The sequence below is a fragment of the Pelomicrobium sp. P1 genome (assembly GCF_052805615.1).
This window is the reverse complement of record NZ_JBRBEM010000020.1, coordinates 1-25996: the sequence shown is the minus strand read 5'-3', so window position 1 is coordinate 25996 and position 25996 is coordinate 1. Positions and strand designations below refer to the sequence as shown.

Below are 25996 nucleotides of genomic sequence, written 5' to 3'. Positions count from 1 at the left end.
CCCGTCCCCCGGTCTCTAGCTGCGGATCGGCTTGCAGTCCCGCATGCAGCGCTCGTTTTTCACGTCCGGCCGATCATCCAGAATAAAGCCGTTACGGTTAGGCATCTGGATCGTGGGCATGGTCTGGGCGTTCATGACGAAGTTTTCCGGGATCAGGCCGTTTAAGTAAAGAATGTAGGCCGAAACCGCGTAGACCTCGTCACTGGTGAGCGACTGCGGCCGATCCATGGGCATTGCCCGGCGAATGTAGTCGAAAAGGATCGGCGCGTAGGGGTACATGCTCCCGGGCGTGAGCACCCGCTGGTTGGTGGTGAAGGAGTTGATGCCCCCTACCATCGTGCCGTACTGAGGCCCGCCCTTGGCATCCGCGCCATGACACGCCGCGCACTTCGCCTCGTAGACCTGCTTGCCCTGGGCCACCGTGCCGCTGCCGGGGGGCAGCCCCTTGCCGTCCGGGGTGCGGATGTCGATATCCCATGACGCGATCTCCGCCAGGCTGATGGGCTTGCCATATGCCACCGCCGGCTTGGCCGCGCTCATGGATGCCTTCATATGTTCCACGGTGGCGCAGCTCGCCGCCGCCAACGCGGCCGCCATCGCCAGAACCAGGTTACGCGACCGCATTTTTCACCTCCCCTGCGCTGTTAATGGCCCACGGAAAGATCCCGTTGTGGTGCTGCACGAAGCCGGTCAACGCCCGGACTTTGCCGATCTGCTCCACCGTCGGTTGCACGTAGCCGGTGGAGTCCACCGCCCGGCTGGCGATAACGGCGGGCGAGCCGTCCCACTTCCAGCGGAAGCGGAAGCGGGTGAGGCACTTGTCGAAGACGGGCTCCTCCAGTTGGGCTTCCTGCCAGTTCCGGCCGCCATCGACGGTGACGTCTACCGCCGTGATCTTTCCGCGCCCGGACCAGGCGAAGCCCAGGATCTCGTACAGGCCGGGCCCTTTTAGCTTCATCCCGCCCGAAGGATTAGTGATGACGGATTTGCATTCCATCACGAAGCTGAACTGGCGCCACTTGCCGCCGGGCATCGGGTCGGTGTAGCGGGCCGTTTCGCTGCGGAAATGCCACGGCTGATCGCCCACCTTGATGCGGCGCAGCCACTTGACCGACACGTTGCCCTCCCAGCCCGGGATGAAGAGGCGCAGGGGATAGCCCTGCTCGGGGCGCAGCATCTCGCCCCCTTGGCCGTAGACCAGGAGGCAGTCGTCCAGCACTTTTTCTATGGGAATGCTGCGGGTGTGGGCCGAGCCGTCGGCGCCCTCGAACGCTACCCACTTGGCCCCGGGCAGGAGCCCCGCTTCGTCCAGGAGCCAGGACACGGGGATGCCGGTCCACTGGGTACAGGAGAGCAGCCCATGGCTCTGCTGGACCGTGGGGGAGGCGGCCTTGGTCCAGTCGGTGAGCGTGTTGCCCGAGCACTCCAGGAAATAGAACTTGGACACCGAGGGGTAGCGGGTGATGTCCTCCATGGTGAAGACCAGGGGCTGCTTCACCATGCCGTGGATCACCAGGCGGTGGGTGGCCGGATCGATGTCGGGCGTTCCCGCGTGGTGGCGCTCGAAGTTGAGGCCGTTGGGGGTGATGATCCCGGTCTGATGCTGCAGCGGCGTCATGCTCCAGTCGGAGAAGTTCTGCCGGTTCTTGAACACGGAGCTGCGCTCGCGGAATACGTGAGCCTCGTATTTCGAGGGCATCCCGTACATCTGCTGGGGGATGGGCCGCCCCATGGACTGGTTGCTCGGGGGGACGGGAAGGGCGGCGGCCCGGGCGATGCCCGTGCCGGCGACCATCGCGCCGCCGGTCGCCAGAGCGCCCCCGGCGAAGGCCAGGCTTCCCCGAATGAAGTCCCGCCGGCTGGGGGACCGGGGGACGATATCTCGTTCAGAGACCGCGCCCGGAGCGCGAGGGTCGGAAACGACGCCAGAGCGTTTCGGCATGGACTGTCCTCCTCTAGGTGGCCACTCGCTGTCCTGCCCCGCAGGACAACCTGTTGTCTTTGCAGCTTTTTTTGGCGGCACGGCCGAAACGGCGGGCAGGCGCTCCCCGTTTCGGCCCGAAACCCCGTCCAGCAACCCAGCATTTCGCATGCCATGTTCCCCGAATCGATGGCATGTGCTTGTTGCCCAAGGAAAAGCTTTTCTCGCACGGCGGGAAAAGGCCGGGTAGGGGAGGGCGGAGTTCCTTAAGGAAACGTGGGAGAAGTAGGGTGTGTTGCCGATGGAAACGGACGCCCCACGGCGAACGCCCTATCGGGCGGCCGCGCGGGCGTGCCTGACGGCGGGAGTGGCCGTCAGCGGGATCCGTTGGGGCGGGAAACGCCTTCCGCCCAGGGGCAGTCGTGGCACCTATCCCGGCCGGGGCAACGCCCTTGCCGGCGCATGAGGCAGGCGCCCCTTTCGTGGCCCAGCCGCACCGCCAAAGTCGCCCAGTCGAAAGCCGGGAACAAGGGGGTGGCCCAGCCGAGAAGCTTCGAAACGCGGCTCCCCATGGAAACATCCCTCCTGCGTTCTGTCAGAGAGCAAGTTATTCCTTTTTCCGCGTCGACGATTTGATCTTGATCAAAGTACTTCCGGATGAGTCAACGGCTCACGCGGTCGAAGTGCGCCTCGGGCGGTGCTTCTCCAGCACCTCGGCCAGGGCGTGGAACAGGTCGATGGAGGCGTCGATCTCGTCCTTGTTGATGGATACGCTCTCCACGTTGATCCCGATGGGCAGGTGGGCGTAGGACTCGTGGGAGAGGATCTCCCGCAGGTTGTCCCGGCAGATCTCGATGGATTTGGCGAGGGGCTGGGAGGCCGTGAGGATGGCCCGTTCAGTTTCCTCCGGCACCGCGATCCCGAGCCATTTGATGAAGTTCATGGTCTTTTCCCGGCCGCAGGGCGTGAAAGTCAGGATCACGCGCCGGGGCTCGGTCCCGGATTCCCGGCATTCCCGGGCGTAGTCGGCAAGCATGCGCACTGTGGGCTCGGCGTGATAGACCGCCTGGGAGATGAAGAAGCGGCAGCCGCTTCGCGCCTTGGCCAGCATGCGCTGGCTTTCGCTGGCCAGTCCCCCGTGCCGCTCGGCGTGGCGCTCGGCGATGGCGACGCAGCCGAGGGTGAGGTCCGCGGGATGCGCCGTGGCCAGCTCGATGGCCCGCAGCAGCGAGATGGCGTCGCCGGCGGCACTTCGGGAGGTGGCGCGGCCCACGACGGACAAGTAGGATACGCGATGGACGCGGGCGGTCTCGTCCAGCCAGGCCCGCCATTCGGGCTCGCTCATCTGGCCGATGCACTTGTAGGTGACCACGGGCAGCCCCGTGAGCGAGGAGAGCCGGTTGGAATAGATGCGCGAATCGATGGTGCGCTGGAACGGAAACGGCCGCGGCACCGGCGTGCGTCCGCTCTCGTCCTGGATGTCGTAGACCACCAAGCCGTCCAGGGGCAGGCCCTTGATCCGTTCGTGCAGCCGGGACGCGGCGGTGCGCACCACCTCCTCGGGTGAGTCTTCCCGGGGAGGCGTCGTTCCGTAGAGAAAGACGCGCTCGCGGGGGTCGAGGAGCTTCAGGCAAAGGTCCATGCTCAGTAGCGGTAATGGTCGGGTTTGTAGGGGCCCTCCTTTGGCACGCCGATGTAGCGGGCCTGCTCATCGGTCAGCTCGGTGAGCTGGGCGTCCAGCTTCTTGAGCTGCAGCCGGGCCACCTTCTCGTCGAGCCGCTTGGGCAGCATATAGACGCCCACCGGGTAGCGGTGGGTGTTGGTGTAGAGCTCGATCTGGGCCAGCACCTGGTTGGCGAAGGAGGAGCTCATCACGTAGGAGGGATGGCCGGTGGCGCAGCCCAGGTTCACCAGCCGCCCCTCGGCCAGCAGGATGATGCGCTTGCCGTCGGGGAAAATCACGTGGTCCACCTGGGGCTTGATGTTCTCCCACGGATACTGGCGCAGGCTGGCCACGTCGATCTCGTTGTCGAAGTGGCCGATGTTGGCGACGATCGCGTTGTGCTTCATGCGCCGCATGTGTTCGTGGGTGATCACGTTCACGTTGCCGGTGGCGGTGACGAAGATGTCGGCCTTGTCCGCCGCGTAGTCCATCGTCACCACGCGGTAGCCTTCCATCGCCGCCTGAAGCGCGCAGATGGGATCGATCTCGGTCACCCACACCTGGGCTTGCAGGCCCCGCAGCGCCTGGGCGCTGCCCTTGCCCACCTCGCCGAAGCCGCACACCACCGCCACCTTGCCCGCGATCATCACGTCGGTGGCCCGCTTCAAGCCGTCCACCAGCGATTCGCGGCAGCCGTAGACGTTGTCGAACTTGCTCTTGGTCACCGAGTCGTTGACGTTGATGGCCGGAAACAGCAGCCGCCCCTCCTTCTGCATCTGGTATAGCCGGTGCACGCCCGTGGTGGTCTCTTCGGTCACCCCCTTGATGTTGCGGGCGAGGGTGGCGTACCAGCCGGGCTTGGCCGCCAAGCGCTTCTTGATGGCGCTATAGAGGGCCCGCTCTTCCTCGCTCTTGGGATCGGCGAGTACCGACGGGTCCTTTTCCGCCGCCACCCCCAGGTGCACCAGCAGGGTCGCGTCGCCCCCGTCGTCCAGGATCATGTTGGGAGTGCCCCCGTCCCCCCACTCGAAGATGCGATGGGTGAATTCCCAATACTCGTCCAGGCTCTCCCCCTTGTAGGCGAACACCGGCGTGCCGCCGGCGGCGATGGCCGCGGCGGCGTGATCCTGGGTGGAGAAGATGTTGCAGGAGGCCCAGCGCACTTCCGCCCCCAGGGCCTTGAGGGTCTCGATCAGCACCGCCGTCTGGACGGTCATGTGCAGTGACCCGGCGATGCGGGCGCCGCGCAGGGGCTGCTGCCCCGCGTATTCCTCCCGGATCGCCATGAGGGCGGGCATCTCGCTCTCGGCGATGGCGATCTCCTTACGCCCCCAGTCGGCAAGCTTGAGGTCGGCCACTTGGAAGTCGGTGAAGTCGGAATGGGGAACCGCGCTCATGGGTTTCTCTCCGCAGAAAAAGAAAAGCGCTCGCACCTCATCGAGATGCGAGCGCCGTTGATTTCCCTGAGCCTGGCCCGACCACCAAAAGGACAACACCCCTCACCAATACACGATGCCGCGGCGTCCTTTGGGTGGTCGGGTCGCAGCGCTCCTCAGTGGATGCAAGTATAGCGCAACGTCGGCGCCGGACGGAACCCGCTCAGGCCACGGCGGGCGCTTTGATCCCCGCGTCGGCCCGCAGGGCTTCCGCCTTGTCGGTCGCCTCCCAGGTGAATTCCGGCTCGTCCCGGCCGAAATGGCCGTAAGTCGCGGTGCGGGTGTAGATCGGCCGCAGCAGGTCCAGGGTCTGGATGATGGCCCGGGGCCGCAGATCGAAATGCCGCTCGATCAACTGCACGATCCGCTCGTCGGAGATGCGGCCGGTGCCGAAGGTGTTCACCATGAGGGACACGGGTTTCGCCACCCCGATGGCGTAGGCTATCTGGACCTCGCACTTGCTGGCGAGCCCCGCCGCCACGAGGTTCTTGGCCACGTAGCGCATGGCGTAGGCGCCCGAGCGGTCCACCTTGGACGGGTCCTTGCCGGAGAAGGCGCCTCCCCCGTGGCGGGCATAACCGCCGTAGGTATCCACGATGATCTTGCGACCCGTGAGGCCGCAGTCGCCCATGGGGCCACCCACCACGAAGCGGCCGGTTGGATTCACCAGGTAGCGGGTGTCGGCGTTGATCAGTTCCTTGGGCAGCACGGGCTTGACGATCTCCTCCACCACCGCCTCGGTGATGGCGGCGTGGGAGATGTCGGGGGCATGCTGGGTGGAGATCACCACCGTCTCGATGTGCACTGGGCGCCCGTTCACGTAGCGCACGGAGACCTGGGACTTGGCGTCGGGCCGCAGCCACGGCAGGCGCCCGTCCTTGCGCAGCTCCGCCTGGCGCTGCATGAGCCGGTGGGCGTAGAAAATGGGCACCGGCATCAACTGGGGCGTCTCGTCGCAGGCGAAGCCGAACATGAGGCCCTGGTCCCCGGCGCCCTGGTCCAGCTCCTGGTCCTTGTCCCGGTCCACCCCCCGGGCGATGTCGGGCGACTGCCGGTTGAAGGCGGTGAGCACCGCGCAGGTTTGGTAGTCGAAACCGATCTCCGAGCTGTCATAGCCGATGCGCTTGACCACGCCGCGGGCGATCTGGTTGTAGTCCACCACCGCCCGGGTGGTGATCTCACCGGACATGACCACCAGGCCGGTGGCCGTCATGGTCTCGCACGCTACCCGGGCGTTCGGGTCCTGCGCTAAGATAGCGTCCAGCACAGCGTCGGAGATCTGGTCGGCCATCTTGTCGGGATGGCCTTCCGACACGGATTCGGAAGTAAAAAGAAATTCGTTCATCGTTCTCTGCGGCAAGGGTTCTAGCCAGGGCCCGAAAAAGGTCAATAGGATAGCAGATACCCCCTCCGAGTTGAACGGCGAGCCCATGCTGAAACCCCTGTTGGGCTGGGCGGCCTACCTCCCCTTGAGCTGGCTCCATGCCATCGGCGGCGTGCTTGGGCGGGGCGTGTACCTGTCCTCGCCTCGCTATGCCAGGCGTTTGCGGGAGAACCTGAAGGCGAGCGGCGTGTGCCCCGAGCCCCGGGGCTACCGCCGGCTTTTGCGCCGCACGGTGGCGGAAACCGGCAAGGCGGTGGCGGAGCTTCCCAAGGTGTGGTTCGGCGATCCCCGGCGGGCGGACGCCTTGGTGCGGGAGTGCCGGGGCTGGGAGCACGTGGAAGCGGCTCTGGCGGCGAAGCGCGGGCTGATCCTGCTCACGCCCCACCTGGGCTGCTTCGAGATCGCGGGGCTCTACCTCTCCCGGCGGCTGCCCATGACCATCCTGTACCGGCCACCTCGAGTGCGCTGGCTCGAACCCCTGATGATCGCCGGGCGCAGCCGCGGCCGGGCGAAGCTCGCCACCACCGACCTGCGAGGCGTGCGCCAGCTCCTCAAGGCGCTTAAGCGGGGCGAAGCGATCGGCGTGCTGCCCGACCAGGCCCCCGGCCGGGGCGACGGCGTGTGGGCGCGGTTTTTCGGCCGTCCCGCCTATACCATGACCCTGGTGGGGCGGTTGGCGGAGGGCACGGGGGCCCCGGTGCTGATGGTGTTCGCCCGGCGACTGCCCAGGGGGGCGGGCTACCGCCTGAGCTTGACCCCCTTGCCACGGCTGCCGGCGGATCCGGTCCAGGCGGCGGAAGCGTTGAACGCCGCGGTGGAGGCCCTGGTGAGGCAATGCCCCGAGCAATACCTGTGGAGCTACAACCGCTACAAGGTCCCCGCTGGGGTGGCGCCGCCACCCGCCCAAGGAGAAAAGGACGGGGAGGGTGAATAAAGGAGCAAGCGCTTTGCGGGCGGCCGTGATCGGCGTGGGCTACCTGGGGCGCCTGCACGCCCAGAAGTACGCGGCCCTGGACGGCGTGGCCCTGGCGGCCGTGGCGGACGCCGATCCGGAACGGGCGAGGCAGGTGGCCGCCGAGCTGGGCACCCGGCCCGTCGACGATTTCCGGGCGCTCCTCGCCGGGGAGATCCATCTCGCCTCCATCGTGGTGCCCACGGAGCGCCACTTCGACGTGGCCCGGGCCTGCCTGGAGGCGGGGGTGCACGTGCTGGTGGAGAAGCCGGTGACGCAAACGCTGGCCCAGGCCCAGGCGTTGCAGGAGCTCGCCGAACGCCGCGGCCTCACCTTCCAGGTAGGGCACCTGGAGCGGTTCAACCCGGCGTTCCTCTCGGCGCGGGAGATCGTTCGCGAGCCCGTGTTCATCGAATCCCATCGCCTCGCCCCGTTCAAGCCCCGGGGGACCGACGTGGCGGTGACCCTGGACCTCATGATTCACGACATCGACTTGATCCTCGATCTGGTGGCGAGCCCGGTGGCGGAGGTGCGCGCCTCCGGCGCCCCGGTGCTCACCGACGAGATCGACATCGGCAACGCCCGCATCGAATTCGAGAACGGCTGCGTGGCCAACGTCACCGCCAGCCGGGTGTCCCAGAAGGCCATGCGCAAGCTGCGGGTTTTTCAGCCCGACGCCTACGTCACGGTGGACACCCTGGAGCACCGCTTGACCGTGGCCCGCCGGGAGCCGGGGGGCGGGGCGGCAGAAGGGGGACTTCCCATCCGGGTGGAAGAGCGGCGGTTCGAGAAGCCCGATCCCCTCGCCGCCGAGATCCGGGATTTCGTCGCCTGCGTGCGGGAGGGCCGCCGGCCCGCGGTGGGCGGGGCGGAGGGCCGGCGGGCGCTGGAGGTGGCGCTGGCCATCACCCAGGCCATGAATCGGCGCGACCGGCGAAGCGCCGCGACCGAATGGCTCGCGAAGGGATGACAGATGAATATCCCCATGGTGGACCTGAAGGCGGAATATCGGGAGCTCGGCGGCGAGATCGAGCGGGCGGTGGGCGCGGTGCTCGCCTCCAGCCATTTCATCCTGGGCCCCCAGGTCCAGGCCTTGGAGCGGGAGGTGGCGGCCTATCTGGGAGTTAAGCACGCCGTCGCGGTGGCTTCCGGCACCGATGCCCTCCATCTCGCCCTGCGCTCGGCCGGCGTGCAATGCGGCGACGAGGTGATCACCAGCGCCTTCACCTTCATTGCCACCGCGGAGGCGATTTCCTACATCGGCGCTCGCCCCGTGTTCGTGGACATCGATCCCCGGACGTTCAACCTGGACCCCGAAGCGCTGGAGGCGGCGGTGACCGAACGCACCCGGGCCATCCTGCCGGTGCATCTCTACGGCCAGGCGGCGGACATGGAGCCGATTCTGGCCCTGGCGCGCCGCCGGGGACTCAAGGTGATCGAGGACTGCGCCCAGTCCTTCGGCGCCGACTACCGGGGCCGTAAGACGGGCGCCCTGGGGGACGCGGGCTGCTTCTCCTTCTATCCCAGCAAGAACCTGGGGGCCTACGGGGACGGGGGCATGGTGGTGACCGACGACGACGCCCTCGCCGAGCAGGTGCGGGTGCTGCGGGACCACGGCAGCCGGGTGCGCTACCACCACTGCGTGCTCGGCTACAACAGCCGCCTGGACGAGCTGCAGGCGGCCATTCTGCGGGTGAAGCTCAAGCGCATCGAGCGGCTCAACGCCCGGCGCCGGGAGGCGGCGGCGCGCTACACGGCGCGGCTCAAAGGCAGCCCCGTCGCCCCGCCGGCCGAGGCGGGCTACGGCCGCCACGTCTATCACCAGTACACGGTGCGGAGCCCTCGGCGCGACGCCGTCCGGGAGGCTCTGACCCAGGCAGGCATCGCCAGCGCCATCTATTACCCGATTCCGCTCCATCACCAGGAGGTCTACCAGGCGGTCTGCGGGGACCTGCGCCTGCCCCACACCGAGGCGGCGGCCCAGGAGGTGCTTTCCCTTCCTATGCATCCCTACCTCGCTGCGCAGCAGGTGGACCGGGTGTGCGAGACGGTGTTGGCGGCCGCGGGGTGAGGAGGTGAGCCTAGCCCGGACATTTCACGAAGACGCCCCTAAAATCAGGCCAAGGTGCAAAGAGATCAGCGCCTTGGTTGGGGGGATGCCCATGCTCAATTTGCCCCGCAGAGCTCCTCGGGTCCTGGCGGGGGCGGGGGGCCATCTTTCGCTTGCGCTCCTCGCCCGTGGGCTCTGCCACGGGCTTCGTCGGCTGCGGGGAACCTCCCTCGCCCGGCCCCGCACCATCCTCCCGAGGCCCTCGTGAAATGTCCGGCCTAGCGATCCACCCCACCGCTCTGGTCGCGCCGGGGGCGCGCCTCGCGCCCGGCGTGGAAGTGGGCCCTTACGCCGTGATCGAGGAGGACACGGAGATCGGCGAGGGCTGCTCCATCGGCGCCCACGCGGTGGTGAAGCGCTACACCCGCCTGGGACCCCGCAACCGCATCGGCGAGCACGCGGTCATCGGCGGCGAACCCCAGGACTTCAAGTTCAAGGGCTGGCCCAGCGCCGTGGTCATCGGCGAAGGCAACGTCCTGCGGGAAGGGGTCACGGTGCACCGGGGCAGCACCGAGGGGGCCGTCACCCGCATCGGCGACGGCTGCTTCCTCATGGCGGGAAGCCACGTGGGCCACGACTGCCAGCTCGGGAACCAGGTGATCGTGGCCAACGGGGCCCTGGTGGCGGGGTTCGTCACCGTGGGCGATCGGGCCTTCGTTTCCGGCCACGTGGCGATCCACCAGTTCTGCCGGGTGGGGCGGCTCGCCATGCTGGGAGGGCTCGCCCGCATCTCCCAGGACGCCCTGCCCTTCGTCATCACCGAGGGCTCACCCGCCCGGGCCCGGGGGTTGAACCTGGTGGGGCTCAAGCGGGCCGGGGTCGCCGAGGAGGACATCCGGGAACTCAAGCGCGCCTACCGGACGCTCTTCCTCTCCGGCCTCCTGCTGGAGCAGGCCCTGGCGGCCCTCGGGGAATCCTCCTCGCCCATGGTGGCGGAGCTGGTCCGGTTCATCCGGGAGTCGAAGCGGGGCATCACCCGTGGCGGACGCTAATCCGAGGCGGCTGCCGGGCCCGCTCCTCTTGCGCCCATTTTCCTCCGCCGATGGGGCAGGGTGGGGAGCGGGTTAGCCGCCATGGGGGCCCGGCTGGGCGTTGCCGCCCTGTGGCTGCTCCACTTTCTGCCCCTGCCGCTGCTGGCGGCCCTGGGCGGCGGCCTGGGCCGCCTCGCCTATCGCCTGGCCGGCGCCCGCCGGCGGGTGACCCTCACCAACCTGCGGCTGTGCTTTCCGTCCATGCCGGAGGCGGAACGGGAGCGGCTCGCCCGGCGCCACTTCCAGGCGTTGGGGAGGGCGGCGCTGGCGGAAGGCATCGCCTGGTGGGGATCGAAGGCCCGGCTCAAGCAACTGGTGACCCTGGAGGGGGTGGAGCACTGGTACGCGATCCAGGGGCAGCCGGTCATCCTGCTGGTGCCCCATTTCGTGGGGCTGGACCTGGGGGCCGTGCGACTGGCGGCCGACTGGCCCGCCTGCGCCATGTACCGCACCCAGAGCAATCCGTACATCGACCGGCTGCTGCGGCGCGCCCGCACCCGGTTCGAGCCGGTCACCCTGGTGTCGCGCCGAGACGGCATCCGGGGGCTGGTCGCCGCGATCCGCCAGGGGCTGCCCTTGTACTATCTGCCGGACCAGGACTACGGGGCGCGGGACGCCATCTTCGTGCCCTTCTTCGGCGTTCCCGCCGCCACCATCACGGGGCTCTCCCGGCTCGCCCGCCTGACCGGCGCCAAGGTACTGCCCGTGGTCACCCGGCAACTTCCCCGCGGGCGCGGCTACCGCATCCAGGTCTATCCCCCGTGGGAGGACTTCCCCGGAGAAAGCGTGGAGGCGGACACCCGGCGCATGAACGCCTTCATCGAGGAGCGGGTGCTGGAGATGCCGGAGCAATACTTCTGGCTCCACAAGCGCTTCAAGACCCGGCCGCCAGGTGAGCCGCCGGTGTATTGAGGCCCTTTGCGCCACCTTGCCGTGAGGGGATCGGACCTGGCAATGAAACGCTTGTCAACCGGTCGAGCGGCGCTCAAGAGGGAGCGAGTGCCGAGGAGTAGAATAGCGGTTCGATGATCACGAACTCCGCTGCGATGCCCGCAGCCCCCTGGATGATAATGGAGCGCGTTCCCGAGCCGGAGCTGATGGACGATCCCGCCCAGGCTCGGGCCTACGCCGAAGCGGATTTCTCTGAGCCCCATCAGGCCTTCGTGGAACATTTCCGCCACCGCTTTCCCGCCTTCGCCGGCGGAAAGGTGGTGGACCTGGGCTGCGGCCCGGCGGACGTGACCCTGCGCTTCGCCCGGGCCTATCCAGGGACGGACATCCTGGGCGTGGACGGGGCGCAGGCCATGCTCGTCCTGGCGCGGGAGGCGGTGGAGCGGGCGGGCCTCGGGGGGCGCATCCGCTTCGCCCGCCTGCGGCTGCCCGCGCGGGCGCTTCCCGGGGGGTTCGATGCCGTCATCAGCAACAGCCTCCTGCACCACCTGGCCGATCCCCAGGCCCTTTGGGCGGCGGTGCGCCAGGCGGCCCGGCCAGGGGCGGCGGTGCTGGTGATGGACCTGCTGCGGCCCGGAAGCGAAGCCGAGCTGGAGCGCCTGGTGGCGACCTACACCGCCGGCGCCCCCGAAGTCCTGCGCCGGGACTTTCGCAATTCCCTGCGGGCCGCCTATCGCCCGGAAGAAGTGGAGAAGCAGCTTACCGGGGCGGGGCTCGGTGGCTTTCGCGTGGAAGTGGTGAGCGACCGCCACCTCCTCGCCTGGGGCGCTGCGCCCGGCTGAGGCTCATGCGGCTTCCCTTCACCAAAATGCAGGGGTTGGGCAACGACTTCGTCGTGCTGGACGGAATGCGCCAATCCATCGTTCTCACCCGGGATCAGTTGCGGCGCCTGGCCGACCGGCACTACGGCGTGGGCTGCGACCAGGTCCTCCTGGTGGAACCGCCGTCCCGGCCGGACGTGGACTTCCGCTACCGGATCTTCAACGCCGACGGAAGCGAAGTGGAACAGTGCGGCAACGGCGCCCGCTGCTTCGTGCGCTTCGTGCACGAGAAGGGCCTGACCGCCAAGCGGGAGATCCGGGTGGAGACCCGCTCGGGGGTGATCGTGCCCCGGCTGGAAGCCGACGGCCAGGTGACGGTGGACATGGGCGTCCCCCGCTTCGAGCCCCGGGACGTCCCCTTCCTGGCCGAGAGCCGCGCCCTCACCTATTCCCTGGAAGTGGACGGCGCGGTGCGGGAAGTGAGCGTCCTCTCCATGGGCAATCCCCACGCGGTGCAGATCGTGGAGGACGTGGACGCGGCGCCGGTGGAGCGGGAAGGCCCGCTGATCGAGTGCCATCCCCGTTTTCCCGAGCGGGTGAACGCCGGCTACATGCAGGTGCTGGACCGGCGGCACATCCGCCTTCGGGTCTACGAGCGGGGGGCGGGGGAGACCCTGGCCTGCGGCACCGGGGCGTGCGCGGCAGTGGTGGCCGGCATCCAGCGGGGGCGGCTCGATCCCGAGGTCGAGGTGAGCACCCGGGGAGGACGGCTCACCGTCCGCTGGGAAGGGGAGGGCCGGCCGGTGTGGATGACCGGGCCGGCGCAGACCGTGTTCGAAGGCGTGATCGAGATCGAATAGATCGATAATGGGGAGAACGAAATCCATGATGCCCATGAATCCCGACGACGTGGCGCGCTATCTCCAGGACCATCCGGAGTTCTTCGAGCGCTATGCCGAGCAGATGGCGGAAATCTACGTGCCTCATCCCCACGGCGGCCGCGCCATCCCCCTGTCGGAACGCCAGATGCTCGCCCTGCGGGAGAAGAACAAGCTGCTGGAAGAAAAGTTGCGGGAGCTGATCGGCTTCGGTGAGGAAAACGATGCCATCGGGGAGAAGATGCATCGCCTGAGCCTGGGCTTGATGGCGGCGCGGGACCTGGCTTCGGCGCTCTACGTCCTCGCCTTCAACCTGCGGGAGGATTTCGGCGTGCCCCATGTAGCGATGCGGGTCTGGGGTGTGGAAGCGGATTCCCTGGACCTGCCGGAGCTCGCCCCGGTGAGCGCCGACGTGCACGCTCTCGCCGAGGGGTTGACCCAAGGCCATTGCGGCGGCCATCTTCCGCCGGAGCCCCTCGCCTGGTTCGGCGAAGCGGCGGCTCGACTGCGCTCCTTTGCCCTGGTGCCCATCCGTTACGGGCGCACCCTGGGGCTCCTGGTGCTGGCGAGCGAGGATGCACGGCGCTTCTACCCGGAAATGGGAACGGTCTACCTGGCCCGGTTGGGAGAGCTGGCGGGGGCCGCGGTGGCCCGGTTCAACGCTTCCTCTTGAGGCATCCAGGCCAGGGATTGTGGTGAGCGAGCGCCCACGACCCGGCCCGGAGGCCCTGCGCCAGGGGTTCCTGGCCCACCTGGCTATGGAGCGGCGCTTGAGCCCCCATACCGTGAAGAGCTATGGGCGGGACGTGGACCTGCTGCTCGAGCTGGCCAAAACCACGCCCCTCTCCGGGCTGGATGCCCACCACATCCGCCGCTTCGTCGCCACCCTCCATGCCCGGGGCCTTTCGGGCCGCAGCCTGGCCCGGGCCCTGTCGGCGTGGCGCACCTTTTTCAACTACCTGGCCCGGGATCACGGCTTCGGCGCCAACCCCTGCCTGGGCGTGCGCTCGCCCCGGGTGAAGCGAACGCTGCCCGAGGCGCTTTCCCCGGACCAGGCGGCGAGGCTCCTGGCGTTCCAGGCCCAGGACCCCCTGGCCCTGCGGGACAAAGCGGCGTTCGAGCTGTTCTACTCCTCGGGGCTGCGGCTCGCGGAGCTGGCGGGCCTCACCGTGGACGACGTGAATCTCGCCGACGGTACGGTCCGCGTGACCGGCAAGGGAGCGAAGACCCGGGTGGTGCCGGTGGGGCGCTGCGCCCTGGAGGCGCTGCAGGCGTGGCTCGCAGTGCGCGGCCGCTTCGCCGGAGCCCGGCAGGCGGCGCTCTTCCTCGCCCGCACCGGCGCCCGCCTGAGCCCGCGGGCGATCCAGGCCAGGCTCAAGGGCTGGGCCAGGCGCCAGGAAATCGCGGCCAACGTTCATCCCCACGTGTTGCGCCACTCGTTCGCCTCCCATCTGCTCCAGTCGAGCGGCGACCTGCGGGCGGTGCAGGAAATGCTGGGCCACGCGAGCATTTCCACGACCCAGGTGTATACCCACCTCGACTTCCAGCATCTGGCCAAGGTGTACGACGCGGCGCATCCGCGGGCGCGGAAGAAGAAATGAGAAAATCGAACCGACCTAGTTTGGCTACGAATGGACACGGATGTTCGCGAATAAAGCAAAAGATTTATTGAAATTCACATGGGGTTGTAACCTGTCCTCCCATGCCTCGCCTTAACACCCATGCAAACAAGATCCATGGGCTACCTTTCAAGCTGCCCACGGGCGCGTGGGAGGGCACCCATCCCCTCCCTAACCCTCCCCTTGAAGGGGAGGGAGCCCATCCCCACCCCAGCCCGTCCACGGCCCGGCAGGCAGGCCGGGCCGGCTCCGCGGGCGCAGAGCTGTGCTCTGCGAAACCCCCGCTCCGCCCCCTTGAAGGGGAGGGAGCCCATCCCCACCCCAATCCGTCCACGGCCCGGCATGCCCCTGTCATCCTCCCCCTTCAAGGGGGAGGCCGCCATCCGAGTCCACCTCCCCCTTCAAGGGGGAGGCCGGGAGGGGGATGGGGTGCGGCGCAGGACGCGCCGCGGCGCACCGTATAATGCCGTTCGGTGCGTTTCGCTGCGCTCTACACACCCTACGGCGGACCACCCATGGGCGCGGATTTTTAGCGATGCGGGTGAGGTTGTTTTCCCATTCGTGGATATCCGTGCTCACCCGTGGCTGAACGTTCAGCGCGCCGCGCCGTCTTTGGCATAATTCCGTTTCACCTTTTTTGCGAAGATGAATGAGCGCCGCTTCCCGTTTCATCGTCTGGCGAGGCCGGCTCGGCGGCTGCCCGGGCGCCTACCGGGGATGGCTCCTGGATCGGGGATCCCTCACCGCCCGGCTGCGCCGCGCCTGTGCGGCGTTCAGGGTGCAACCCCTGGCCCAGGGATTCGCCCTGCCTTTGCCCGACGAGCGGGAGCGACTCCGCCTTAAGCCCCGGGAGCGGGCATTGGTGCGGGAGGTATTCCTATATTGCGCTGAGGTCCCCGTGGTGTTCGCCCACTCGGTGGCGGCGCGCCGGGATCTGAACGGGCCGTGGCGCTGGCTGTCGCGCCTGGGCGACCAGCCCTTGGGAGAGGCCTTGTTCACCGATCCCCGGGTCCGCCGCACACCCCTGGAGTTCAGCCGGCTGCGCCCCTGCGACGGGCTGTTTCGCCGCGCCGCGGCGCGCCTCGCCGTGCGGCCGCCGGAGCTGTGGGCGAGGCGCTCCCTCTTCCGCCTGGAGGAGCGCCCGCTCCTGGTGACCGAAGTGTTCCTTCCCGGTGTTCTCCAACTCAGGCCGTGATCCTCGCTGATCGCCTCGACGCCTACGCCCGGCTGGTGCGGCTCGACCGCCCCATCGGTATCCTGCTGCTTCTGTGGCCCACCCTCTGGGCCCTGTGGCTTTCCAGCGGCGGCCGCCCCGACTGGACCGTGGTGGCCATCTTCGTCGCCGGCGCGGTACTCATGCGCTCCGCGGGGTGCGCCATCAACGATTTCGCCGACCGGGACATCGATCCCCATGTGGAGCGCACGCGCCACCGGCCCCTGGCCACCGGGCGCGTCGCGCCGGGGGAGGCCCTCGCCGTGGCGGCGGTCCTGGCCCTGGGCGCCTTCCTGCTGGTGCTCCAGTTGAACCGCCTCACGGTGCTCCTCGCCGTGCCGGCGGCGCTCCTGGCGGTCACCTATCCCTTCACCAAGCGCTTCTTCCCGTTCCCCCAGGCGTATCTCGGCGTCGCCTTCGGCTTCGGCATCCCCATGGCCTACGCGGCCCACACGGAAAGCGTGCCCCCGGTCGCCTGGGCGCTGCTCGTCGGGAACGTCTTCTGGTCCATCGCCTACGACACCGAGTACGCCATGGTGGACCGCCCCGACGATCTCAAGCTGGGCATCAAGACCTCCGCCATCACCCTGGGGCGCCACGACGTGGCGGGGGTGATGGCGGCCCACGGGGCGTTTCTCGCGATCCTCGCCGGCGTGGGTATCGCCCTCAAGCTCGGGTTTGCGTACTACCTGGGGCTCGCGGCAGCGGCGGGGCTCGCCGCCTACCAGTACGTCCTGATCCGGGACCGGGACCGGCAGCGCTGCTTCCAGGCGTTCCTCCACAACAACTGGGTGGGCGCTGCGATCTTCGCCGGGATCGTGGCGAGCACGCTGTGAGCGCCCCAGCGTATTGGAAATTCGCCCGTACGAAGATCGTGCCTAGAAGCCGAACCGATGGCAGGAGGTGGCTTGACGACTACGCCTTTCGACACGCTGAACTTCGTGGAGCGGCTCAAGGCCGCCGGCGTGTCTGGGGCGTGGACCAAAAGCGGAAGCGCTGGCTGAGGCTTTGGCCGAAAAGGTACGGCTCGGGCCCCTCGCTACTCAAACGGACAAGGAATCGCTGCGAGCGGAGATCGAGCGAAATTCGATACCGTGAAATCCCGTAGGGTGCGTTGAGCGCAGCCGAAACGCACCGGTACAGGTCTCGAAGCGCCGAAGCGGTGCGCCAAGGCGCACCCTACGGGTTTAGGCGTCGAAGCGCCCCCGACAACCCCCATCCGTAGGGTGCGTTGGGTGAGAGCGAAACGCACCGCCCAGCGGGGAAGAACCTCCGGAGTGGTGCGCTAAAGCGCACCCTACGGCGAGGGCGTAGGGTGCGTTGAGCGCAGCCGAAACGCACCGCCATGAGAGGGGACCTACCAAGCGGTGCGCCGAGGCGCACCCTACCGTGCTGGCGCGAGGTGCGCGGCGCGGGCGGGCTGCACCCAGCAGCGCCGCGCGATCCAGGCCTTCCGCTTCTCAACCGCCGCCCAGCTTCTCCAACTCTTTGCGGGCATCGGCGGCGTAGGTGAAGTCTTTCTGGATCTCCAGGGCTTTCTTGAGCGCCGCGATCGCTTCCTGGCGATTGCCCTTGCGACTATAGGCGACCCCCAGGCGGTAGTAGAACTCGGCCTGGGGCGGCTGCGTGGCGGCCGCTTTCCGGAATGCGGCGATGGCCGGGTCCAGCTCTCGGCGCATGAGGTGGATCGTTCCCAGCGTGTCGTGGAAGGTGCCCATGTCGGGCGCCAGCGCCACCGCTTTTTTGGCGAGCCGCAGCGCCTCGTCCAGGCGCTGCCCGCTTTGGGCCAGCAGCCACGCCAGATTGTTGTAGGCCGGCGCGTGGCGGGGGTTCGCCTCCAAGGTCGCCCGGTAGGCCCTCTCGGCCTCCGCCTTCTGGCCGCTCCCGTGGTAAGCGGTTCCCAGCTTGAACTGGGCGTCGGCGTTTTTCGGCGCCGCCTGCACGGCCCGCTGGTAGTCGGCGATGGCCTTGTCTTTCTCGCCCTTCGCCCAATAGAGGTCGCCCCGGTCCAGGAGCGCTGGCACGAAATCCGGATTCGCTTGCAGCAGTTCATTGTAGGCCGCCAGGGCCGGGTCCATCTTCCCGCGGGAGAGGTGGAGCCGGCCCAGGGCCTGGAGCGGCAGGGGATTTCCCGGGGAAAGCTCCGCGGCCCTGCGGAACGCGGCCTCCGCCTCGTCGAATCTTCGCTGGGCGGCGAGCGCCATGCCGAGCCCGTGGCGGGCGCCCCCGTGGCGGGGATCGAGCCGCACCGCCTCTCCGTAGGCCTCGGCAGCCTCCTTGGGCTTGTCGAGCGCCGTCATGTACAAGTCGCCCAGGTCCAGGTAAGCCCCGGCCGACCGGGGATCGAGGCGGATCGCCTTCTGGAACGCGGCCTCGGCGGCGGGATAGCGTCCCATGACGAACTCATAGCGCCCCCACGCCCGCTGCACCGCCGCATCCTCCGGGGCGGCGGCCAGGGCCTGGCGCAGCCAGTTTTCGACGCCCTTCAGATCCTTCTTCAGGCGGGCGACTTCCGCCAGCCCCAGCAGGGGCTCGGGCGCTTTCGGGTCGAGCTTGTGGGCTTCCGTAAAGGCTTTCGACGCCGTGGTCAGGTCTTTCCCGTTGAGCGCCTCGTAGCCGGCCTGGAGCTTGGCCTGGCCGGGCGCGCCCTCGGTCTTGGGGGCTCCCGGGGGCGAGGTGCGAGGCACCAGCAGCTCGAAAGGCACGGCGGGCGCGGCGCCGGGCGCCGCCAGCGCCAGCAGGGCGAGAACGGTCAGGCAAAAGCGGCTTGCAAGGCGAGTAGGCACCGGCATCACCTCCATGGACGGGCTTCCATCGATCATGCTGCGTGAGCGATTATCGCCCCGGGCCCGGAAAAAACAAAAACCCCTTTCCAGCCGGGCCGGAAAGGGGTGGATGTCGAGCGTGGGTCGGTTCAGCGCCGCTTGCGGGAGCGAAGGGCCGCCAGCCCCATGAGCCCCAACCCCACCAGGGCGAGGGACCCTGGCTCGGGGACGCCGGTGGGCGGCGGGGGTTCCAGCACGCCCCCCGTCGCGCCGAAGGCGAAGATGAAGGTGTTCGGCGCGCCGGTGATATGGCTGCACGAGGAGTCGGAGCTGGAATCGCACTGCCCGTAGGAGTAGAGCCCCGCGCCCACGAGGGCTCGCGCCGCATCGGCATCCGCTTCGGTGCCCGCCGCACCGTAGTAGGTGACGAAGGAGCGCGACGCCCCGTTCGCTAGGGCCTCGAACTCGAAGTCGAACACGGCGCCGTGATCGGCTGGACCGCAGTCGGTGAAATTACTGTTGAGTAACTCCGCCGCCGTGCAGGCGCCACCGAAGATTGTGGCACCAAAGGTCGTCAGGGGGTTAGCGGTGTCGAAGCCGTTGTTCCCTGTGCGGCGCACGTTGTTGCCGTTGGCGACTCCTAACAGGGCCGGCACGCCCTGGATGGTCACGAACTCGCTGAACGCCGTCGGCTCCACGTCCCAGTCCATCACCCGGCGGTACACCAGGTCTCCCGCCGCCAGGTCCATGCCGCTCAGGTTCTGGATGGTGACATCAACCTGATAAAGATTGACGGACGGGCTGGGGTGATAAAAGTGGGTGACCCGCAGAACGGGTGCGCCGGAGGCCCCCAGGATGTCAACCACCGAGGTCGCGGTACTGGCGGTGGCGGAGAAGCTCACCAGGGAGAGATTCACGATCCCATCGACCGCCCGGTTGGCGTAGCCGCTCACGCCGAGGCTCACGATCCCCGCCCCCCATCCTTCGCAGACGCAGCCCGGGGCGGTGGATTCCGCCCCCGTGGGGTTATACCGGAGGCCCACCGGCGTGGTCCCGCTCAAGGACACGCCCGGATAGGTACCGACCACCCCCGCATCCGTTGGGAAGACGTTGAGGTGCCCTTCGTCGTTTACCCCTAACGTAATGGTCCCATTGGTAATGAAGGCACCCGCCTGCGCGGTGCCCGCCAGCCCCAACCCCCCTGCCACGAATGCCAGCGTCAGCACGGTCTTGCGTAGCTTTGTTCTCATGGCGGACCCCCTTTCGCAGAGTCTGACATTGTTGAAATTGTCCAAAATCGTCCAAAGCAAAGGCGGTGCCATCGTCACCTTTCCCCTTGAAATCAGCCGGATATCCAAAAGCCCTCAGGGACCACAGAGCCAGTTTGATAAAAGCGCCGACAGTCGGGCGGAAAGGCCAGCAAAGGGTGTTGCCCCAAGGCATTGCCCCCTCTCCAAGGCGCCCTCGCGTTTTCCATTTTCATGTCATACGCCACTGTATTCTTTGATCTTTTTCCATTTTTTCCCGGCGGCGGGCGCCGAGGGCTTCGCCATCCTTGCCGCCCTCCCTGGAGGCCGCCGGGCCGATGAAAGACCTCCAATGTCGATCCGCTTAACACTCGGCTTTTGAAGGTGGACGAAACGGCCATTCCCCTATAATGGGTCGAGCCCGACTCCCTCTTTCCCATGAAATACCGCGACCTGCGCGACTTTCTCTCCCGTCTCGAAGCCTTAGGCGAGCTCAAGCGCGTCGCCGTGGAGGTGGATCCGCGGTTCGAGATCACTGAGATCTGCGACCGGGTGCTGAAGGCGGGGGGGCCGGCCCTTCTGTTCGAGAAGCCCAAGGGGCACGCGATCCCGGTGCTCGGGAACCTCTTCGGCACCCCGCGGCGGGTCGCCCTGGGGATGGGGCAGGAATCGGTGGAGGCCTTGCGGGAGGTGGGAAAGCTCCTCGCCTACTTGAAGGAGCCGGAGCCGCCCCAGGGCTTCCGGGACGCCCTGGACAAGCTGCCGCTTCTGAAGCAGGTGCTGTCGATGGCACCCAAAGAGGTGTCTTCGGCCCCCTGCCAGGAGATAGTGTGGGAGGGCGCCGACGTGGACCTTTCCCGGTTGCCGGTTCAGACCTGCTGGCCGGGGGACGCCGGCCCCCTCATCACCTGGGGGCTCACGGTGACCAGGGGGCCTTACAAGAAGCGCCAGAATTTAGGCATTTACCGCCAGCAGGTGATCGGCCCTAACCGGGTGATCATGCGCTGGCTCGCCCACCGGGGCGGGGCGCTGGACTTTCGCGACCACGGCGAGGCCCACCCGGGAAAGCCGTTTCCCGTGGCGGTGGCCCTGGGGGCCGACCCCGCCACGATCCTGGGGGCGGTGACCCCGGTGCCGGACACCCTGTCCGAGTACCAGTTTGCCGGCTTGCTGCGGGGCAGCCGCACGGAGATTATCAAATGTATCGACAGCGATCTCTCGGTGCCCGCCTCCGCCGAGATCGTGCTGGAAGGGGCGATCCATCCGGGAGAAACGGCCCTGGAGGGACCCTTCGGCGACCACACGGGCTACTACAACGAGCAGGAGCGATTTCCCGTGTTCACCATCGAGCGCATCACGATGCGCCGCGATCCGATCTACCACTCCACCTATACGGGCAAGCCGCCGGACGAGCCCGCGATCCTGGGGGTGGCGTTGAACGAGGTGTTCGTGCCCATCCTCACGCGCCAGTTTCCCGAGATCGTGGACTTCTATCTCCCGCCCGAGGGCTGCTCCTATCGCCTGGCGGTGGTGTCGATGAAGAAGCAGTACCCGGGCCACGCCAAACGAATCATGTTCGGCGTCTGGAGCTTCCTGCGCCAGTTCATGTACACCAAGTTCATCGTGGTGACCGACGACGACGTGGACGTGCGCAACTGGAAGGAGGTGATCTGGGCCCTCACCACCCGGGTCGATCCGGCCCGCGACACGGTCATCGTGGAGAACACCCCCATCGACTACCTGGACTTCGCCAGCCCCGTGTCGGGCCTGGGCGGCAAGATGGGGATCGACGCGACGAACAAGTGGCCCGGAGAAACCACCCGCACCTGGGGCAGACCCATCGTCATGGACCCGGGAGTGAAGAAGCGGGTGGACGCCCTGTGGGATTCCCTGGGCCTGGGGTGAGGGGCTTTCCGTCTCGTAGGGTGCGTTGAGCCGAAGGCGAAACGCACCGGACAGCCGAAACAAGATTTTTGGCGCGGATCGGGTGCGCTGAAGCGCAGCTTGCGCGCTGCCGGTCGATCAAGCCCTACGCCGCTTTCCTGACTTTGATCGCTACCTGCTGTCCGGCACGGCCGAGCATGCTGGGCCGTGGACGGGTTAGGGTGGGGATGGGCTCCCTCCCCTTCAAGGGGGCGGAGCGGGGGTTTCGCAGAGCACTGCTCTGCGCCCGCGGAGCCGGCCCGGCCTGCCTGCCGGGCCGTGGACGGGTTGGGGTGGGGATGGGTTGCTGCTACGTCTCTGCCAGCCTATGCGCTGCAGCCCATCCACCCCCTTGCTTCCTCGGAGCAAGGGGGCAAGCATCGGCAGTGAATGCGGACGAACGATGGACTGGAGACTAAGGCGCCGCCCGGGCGTCCCGGGCGAGCCGGTCCGCGTTGTCCCCGGTGAGGGTCTTGAGGAAAGCCACCAGGGCCTGCTGCTCTTCGGCCGTTAGGCCGAGGGGCCTGAGCAGGGGGTCCTTCAGGGGATGGTCGATTCCACCCTGATCATAGAACTCCACCACTTCCTCCAGCGTGGCCAGCGACCCGTCGTGCATGTAGGGCGCGGTGAGGGCGACGTTGCGCAGGGTGGGGGTACGGTAGGCCCAGCGGTCTCGAGGATCGAAGGTGACCTCGAACCGACCCGTGTCGGGCAGCGGCGGCTCGAAGTCCTGGAGCATCTTCTCTTCCACTTCCACTGTGAGCCCCGGGGCAAGCTGCACGGAATGTTTTCCCTTCACACCCATGCTGCGGGCCCAGCCGATGCCGGTGTTATGGAAGCCGTTATCGGTGAAGAGGGCATGCTTTTCGCCGAAGGCGTGGCAGGCGGCGCAGCCTCCTTTGCCGCGGAAAATCTCGAAACCCCGCTGCTCTTCCGGCGTCAGCGCGTTTTTCTCTCCGCCGTAGTACCAACGGTCGAAGGGGGAGTTGGCGGAAAGAAGGGTGCGCTGGTAGGCGGCGAGCGCCTGGCCGACGGTCAGCATGTCGGGTCCGCGCCCGAAGGCCTGCTCAAATAGCCCGTCGTAGTCGGGCAGGGCCTTGATTTTCTCGATCACGTAGCCGACGGAAGGATTGCCCATCTCGCTGCGGGCGAGGAGCGGCCCCCATGCCTGGTTTTCCAGGCTCGTCTCCCGGCCGTCGTGGAACAGGCTCGCCGCATAGGCCACGTTGTACAGGGTGGGGGCGTTGCGCCGCAGGCTGCGCCCTTCCAGGCCGATGGGGGTCGCCAGCTCGTTGGAGGTAAACCCCTGCTCCGGCACGTGGCACATGGCACAAGAGAGGGTGCCATTGTGAGAGAGCCGCCGGTCCAGGAAGAGCTTACGCCCCAGCTCGATTTTCGCCGGGGTTAAGGAATTGTCGGGCGGCACCGGCACCTCGGGCAGCCCCAGGGGCGGCGCCGGGCGGAAGGAATCCGCCGGGCTCGTTCGGCCGTCATGCCCTCCCTGGCAAGCCGAAAGGGAGACGGCGCAGGCGAGCAGGGCGGCCGCCGCCTTCATCGCAGCGCGTGGCCCTCCTCCATGAGGAGGGTCTTGATGTCGTTCACCACCACCGCGGGCAGCAGGTAGGCGGTCGTGTAGATCTCCCGCACCTCACGGGCTTTATCGATGAGAAAGACTTTGAGCACATGGTTGTAGAAACCCGTGGGCTTGCCAGTCTTTTCATCGAGCTCGATGGCCACGTCCTGGCCGTAGCCGTCCAGGATGGGCAGCAGCTCCTTGAGGGAGGCCGTGGTGAGGAAGTGCCAGGCCACCGCGCCTGGGCGCCCGGCCTGGAGCGCCTGTTGTCCCGCCAGGACCTCGGGCGTGTCCCGCAGAGGATCGAAGCTTAAGGTCACCAGCCCCACCCGGCCGTACAGGCGGGGGTCCTCCTCCACCGACCGCTTCACCTGGTGGAACACGTAGAGGGCGTAAGGGCAGCCGCCAGGATCGGCGCAAGACGTGTACATGAAGGTGAGGAGGGTCACCTTGCCGCCGGTGAATTCCGAAAGCCGGCGCTGCTGGCCCGTCGAGTCCAATACCACGCCGTCGGCGGCGCGCATGATGGGATGGAGGACGTAAGTCCCCGGCGCAGGGGGCACGAAGTCCATGACGGGGGCCGCCGCCGGCGCCCCGTCCTTCTCCCCGTGAGCCTGGGCGAGCGGGAGGCCCAGTAGGAAAAAAACGCCTCCTGCAAGCAGGAGGCGAAGGCTCTGAGGGAGGTTATTGTTGGCGATGAGCCGGGTAGCCATCACTCCTTCACCGCGAGCTTGGCGTGGTCGGGGGGCAGCGCCGCCTCCAGGGGCTTGAGCTTCTTCAGGTCCCGCACCTGGAACTTCATGTGATGGGCACGCCCGAGCTTTTCCTTGTAGAAGTCGATATGGAAGGCGAGTTTGAGCTCCTTGCCGTCCCAGTGGTACATCTTGAGGAACTGCTCGTCCTCGGGCCCCTTCTTGTCCCAGTTGGCGAGGAGCGAGCTGGTGAAATAAAGCCGCTTGCCGTCGTAGCTCTGGGACACCATGTTGACCTGAGATCCAATCTTTTTCGCGTACACCTGCTTTGGTTGCAGGGGATTCGACATGTCGAAATAGCGCGCCGTCCCATCCATGAAGGTGTTGACCCACAAGCCCTTGGCGTCGCTCCTCAGGCTGATATCTACCGGCAAGGGCACCTTCGTCGGATCGCCGATGTCCGCCACTTTATGGGCCTGCCACTCACCCTTGGCATCCTGCTTGAAGACCCACATGGCCGAGGTGAGCGCCGCAGTGGTCACCGCCCAGTTGTCGCCGGGCTTCCAGGACCAGCGCACTTCCAGCGGTGCCCCCGGCGTATTGAAGATCTTCACGGGCTTCATCGCCTTGAAGTCCCAGATCACCGAGGTATTGCCGAAGCGCTTCATCGCCTCCTGGTCCTGGATCAGCTTGCCCAGGTCCATCATGTAGTTGTTCCACCCGGTGAAGGAGGTGGTGAGCATCGTGTTCTTCTGGGGATTGATGCCGATGTCATAGCCGTAGCCGTCGCCCTTGACCCCGCCGATCTCGCCCAGGGGCATGTCGTACTTGGCCACGAACTCGCCCTGGTTGTTGTACACGGCGATGCCGGTGATCCCGCCATGGTCCTTGTTGTTGGACAGGGCCTGGATCAGCATGCGCCCGGGGATGGCGTAGAAGGTGTGGGGACCCACGTAGCCGGTCTTATCCGCTATATCGGTGATCGTTCTCACCAGCTTAGGCTGGGCCGGGTCGGTGGCGATGTCGAACACGTAGATCTTGCTCGAGTCGAGCTGCCCCGCCCACAGGTAGCGGCGATCGTCGGAAAGTCCCATGTGGTGTGCCTCGCCGCGGCTGCCCACGGAGACCGTATGGATCACTTTGCCGAACTTCTTGGACTTGGGGTTCACGTCCACCGTCACCAGCTTGTCGGAGCCGTCGCCCACCCCCTCGACGCCGAGGGTCCAGACGTAGACGAACTCCTCCTGCCCTTTGATCAACGGCGTGAAGGGAGAGCAACTGGTCTCATCGGCGGAGACGGGAGCGGCAGGCAAAAGTCCCGCCAGCACAAGGGCGAGAGCCGAGGCGAGGATCAACGATTTCGGCTTCCAACCGACGCACCACGTTGACTTCATGGGCATAACAATCCTCCTTCGTGTCGGTGAGCTTAGCTCAAGTGTTCGATTGTAAGCAGATACGAAAATCAATCGATAAGCAAGCATACCGGAGAGGCGGGCTTGCACGCGACCGGTCGTCCCCTTCGGGCGCCCCCCTTTTTGCCGCAACCATAAGAAAAAGGATCACGCCCAGCAATGCGGAAGTCTACTTACACGCCACGGAATTTCCCTCATCCCCCTGATTAGGAAGTTTCACGACTTTACTTCGGCGTTGTTGGGGCTGCTGCGCCCGATCCCGCCGCTTGCCCGGGTCCCGCTGGCCATCCTTCCTGCAATCCTCCAATGAATCTGTTTCGGCTCTATCGGAGCGCAAACTTAAGGGAACCTCTAATAATTCACTCATTCTAACGCCCCAACAACAAAACGCGAGAAACGACGATGCTCCAATCCGGTTTCTTTGATCTCGAAGATCGCTTCGGCAAGCTCGATCAGCTGGGCGAT

The 25996-nt window shown here is 67.1% G+C and carries 23 protein-coding genes and 1 riboswitch; of the genes, 13 read left to right on the top strand and 10 right to left on the bottom strand.

What is annotated here, in order from left to right; genetic code table 11:
• Positions 1–15 precede the first annotated feature (15 nt).
• From ACUVYZ_RS16230 to metK, 5 genes are all read right to left on the bottom strand, one after another.
• Entirely contained in the window at positions 16–624 is a 609-nt protein-coding gene (locus ACUVYZ_RS16230) for a c-type cytochrome (RefSeq protein ID WP_439935483.1), read from the bottom strand.
• Complete coding sequence (soxC, locus tag ACUVYZ_RS16225; protein ID WP_439935484.1) at positions 611–1942, bottom strand: sulfite dehydrogenase; 1332 nt, start codon at positions 1940–1942, stop codon at positions 611–613. Before soxC ends, ACUVYZ_RS16230 begins: the two co-directional genes overlap by 14 nt.
• A gap of 649 nt (positions 1943–2591) precedes the next feature.
• Positions 2592–3563 (bottom strand): hypothetical protein, encoded by a 972-nt coding sequence (locus tag ACUVYZ_RS16220; protein WP_439935485.1) that lies wholly within the window; start codon positions 3561–3563, stop codon positions 2592–2594.
• 2 nt (positions 3564–3565) lie between these two features.
• Positions 3566–4981, bottom strand: a complete 1416-nt coding sequence (ahcY, locus tag ACUVYZ_RS16215) for an adenosylhomocysteinase (protein WP_439935486.1) — start codon at positions 4979–4981, stop codon at positions 3566–3568.
• A gap of 42 nt (positions 4982–5023) precedes the next feature.
• Positions 5024–5144, bottom strand: a riboswitch (S-adenosyl-L-homocysteine riboswitch).
• A 39-nt stretch (positions 5145–5183) separates the two neighbouring features.
• The gene (gene metK, locus ACUVYZ_RS16210) at positions 5184–6365 is read right to left on the bottom strand and encodes a methionine adenosyltransferase (protein ID WP_439935487.1); all 1182 of its coding nucleotides are present in this window, start codon (positions 6363–6365) and stop codon (positions 5184–5186) included.
• Between the two features lie 85 nt (positions 6366–6450).
• Between metK and ACUVYZ_RS16205 the strand changes: the two genes are divergently transcribed.
• The 11 genes from ACUVYZ_RS16205 (at position 6451) to ubiA (ending at position 16755) form a co-directional block, all read left to right on the top strand.
• Positions 6451–7338 carry a lysophospholipid acyltransferase family protein gene (locus ACUVYZ_RS16205; protein WP_439935488.1) on the top strand — a complete coding sequence of 296 codons (888 nt, stop codon included), beginning with the start codon at positions 6451–6453 and terminating at the stop codon, positions 7336–7338.
• Entirely contained in the window at positions 7331–8326 is a 996-nt protein-coding gene (locus ACUVYZ_RS16200; protein WP_439935489.1) for a Gfo/Idh/MocA family oxidoreductase, read from the top strand. Before ACUVYZ_RS16205 ends, ACUVYZ_RS16200 begins: the two co-directional genes overlap by 8 nt.
• Before the next feature lie 3 nt (positions 8327–8329).
• Complete coding sequence (locus tag ACUVYZ_RS16195; protein WP_439935490.1) at positions 8330–9427, top strand: DegT/DnrJ/EryC1/StrS family aminotransferase; 1098 nt, start codon at positions 8330–8332, stop codon at positions 9425–9427.
• Positions 9428–9675: 248 nt separating this feature from the next.
• Positions 9676–10458 (top strand): acyl-ACP--UDP-N-acetylglucosamine O-acyltransferase, encoded by a 783-nt coding sequence (gene lpxA, locus ACUVYZ_RS16190; RefSeq protein ID WP_439935491.1) that lies wholly within the window; start codon positions 9676–9678, stop codon positions 10456–10458.
• Positions 10459–10539: 81 nt separating this feature from the next.
• Positions 10540–11409 carry a lysophospholipid acyltransferase family protein gene (locus tag ACUVYZ_RS16185; RefSeq protein ID WP_439935492.1) on the top strand — a complete coding sequence of 290 codons (870 nt, stop codon included), beginning with the start codon at positions 10540–10542 and terminating at the stop codon, positions 11407–11409.
• A 158-nt stretch (positions 11410–11567) separates the two neighbouring features.
• The gene (locus tag ACUVYZ_RS16180) at positions 11568–12230 is read left to right on the top strand and encodes a class I SAM-dependent methyltransferase (protein ID WP_439935493.1); all 663 of its coding nucleotides are present in this window, start codon (positions 11568–11570) and stop codon (positions 12228–12230) included.
• A 5-nt stretch (positions 12231–12235) separates the two neighbouring features.
• Positions 12236–13069, top strand: a complete 834-nt coding sequence (gene dapF, locus ACUVYZ_RS16175) for a diaminopimelate epimerase (RefSeq protein WP_439935494.1) — start codon at positions 12236–12238, stop codon at positions 13067–13069.
• A 34-nt stretch (positions 13070–13103) separates the two neighbouring features.
• Positions 13104–13760, top strand: a complete 657-nt coding sequence (locus ACUVYZ_RS16170; RefSeq protein WP_439935495.1) for a DUF484 family protein — start codon at positions 13104–13106, stop codon at positions 13758–13760.
• 22 nt (positions 13761–13782) lie between these two features.
• Positions 13783–14688 (top strand): tyrosine recombinase XerC, encoded by a 906-nt coding sequence (xerC, locus tag ACUVYZ_RS16165; RefSeq protein ID WP_439935496.1) that lies wholly within the window; start codon positions 13783–13785, stop codon positions 14686–14688.
• A 667-nt stretch (positions 14689–15355) separates the two neighbouring features.
• Entirely contained in the window at positions 15356–15901 is a 546-nt protein-coding gene (locus ACUVYZ_RS16160) for a chorismate--pyruvate lyase family protein (protein ID WP_439935497.1), read from the top strand.
• Entirely contained in the window at positions 15898–16755 is an 858-nt protein-coding gene (gene ubiA, locus ACUVYZ_RS16155) for a 4-hydroxybenzoate octaprenyltransferase (protein WP_439935498.1), read from the top strand. Before ACUVYZ_RS16160 ends, ubiA begins: the two co-directional genes overlap by 4 nt.
• A 624-nt stretch (positions 16756–17379) precedes the next feature.
• Here ubiA and ACUVYZ_RS16150 read toward each other — a convergent pair.
• Together ACUVYZ_RS16150 and ACUVYZ_RS16145 are read right to left on the bottom strand one after the other, a co-directional pair.
• Positions 17380–18720: a tetratricopeptide repeat protein gene (locus tag ACUVYZ_RS16150; protein ID WP_439935499.1), complete on the bottom strand. Its 1341-nt coding sequence runs from the start codon at positions 18718–18720 to the stop codon at positions 17380–17382.
• 113 nt (positions 18721–18833) lie between these two features.
• Positions 18834–19934 (bottom strand): PEP-CTERM sorting domain-containing protein, encoded by a 1101-nt coding sequence (locus ACUVYZ_RS16145; protein WP_439935500.1) that lies wholly within the window; start codon positions 19932–19934, stop codon positions 18834–18836.
• On the opposite strand from ACUVYZ_RS16145, the gene ACUVYZ_RS16140 reads away from it, so the two are divergent.
• Entirely contained in the window at positions 19933–20313 is a 381-nt protein-coding gene (locus tag ACUVYZ_RS16140; protein WP_439935501.1) for a hypothetical protein, read from the top strand. The genes ACUVYZ_RS16145 and ACUVYZ_RS16140 overlap by 2 nt on opposite strands.
• Positions 20314–20369: 56 nt before the next feature.
• Positions 20370–21836, top strand: a complete 1467-nt coding sequence (gene ubiD / locus ACUVYZ_RS16135) for a 4-hydroxy-3-polyprenylbenzoate decarboxylase (RefSeq protein WP_439935502.1) — start codon at positions 20370–20372, stop codon at positions 21834–21836.
• A 433-nt stretch (positions 21837–22269) separates the two neighbouring features.
• Here ubiD and ACUVYZ_RS16130 read toward each other — a convergent pair whose 3' ends face one another.
• Genes ACUVYZ_RS16130 through ACUVYZ_RS16120 form a run of 3 tightly spaced genes read right to left on the bottom strand, consistent with a single transcriptional unit; the run spans position 22270 to position 25513 of the window.
• On the bottom strand, positions 22270–23409 hold the full coding sequence (locus ACUVYZ_RS16130) for a cytochrome-c peroxidase (protein WP_439935503.1): 1140 nt from the start codon (positions 23407–23409) through the stop codon (positions 22270–22272).
• The gene (locus tag ACUVYZ_RS16125) at positions 23406–24140 is read right to left on the bottom strand and encodes an SCO family protein (protein WP_439935504.1); all 735 of its coding nucleotides are present in this window, start codon (positions 24138–24140) and stop codon (positions 23406–23408) included. The genes ACUVYZ_RS16130 and ACUVYZ_RS16125 overlap by 4 nt, the downstream gene beginning before the upstream one ends.
• Positions 24140–25513, bottom strand: coding sequence for a selenium-binding protein SBP56-related protein (locus ACUVYZ_RS16120; RefSeq protein WP_439935505.1), 1374 nt, complete (start codon positions 25511–25513; stop codon positions 24140–24142). The genes ACUVYZ_RS16125 and ACUVYZ_RS16120 overlap by 1 nt, the downstream gene beginning before the upstream one ends.
• Positions 25514–25996 lie beyond the last annotated feature (483 nt).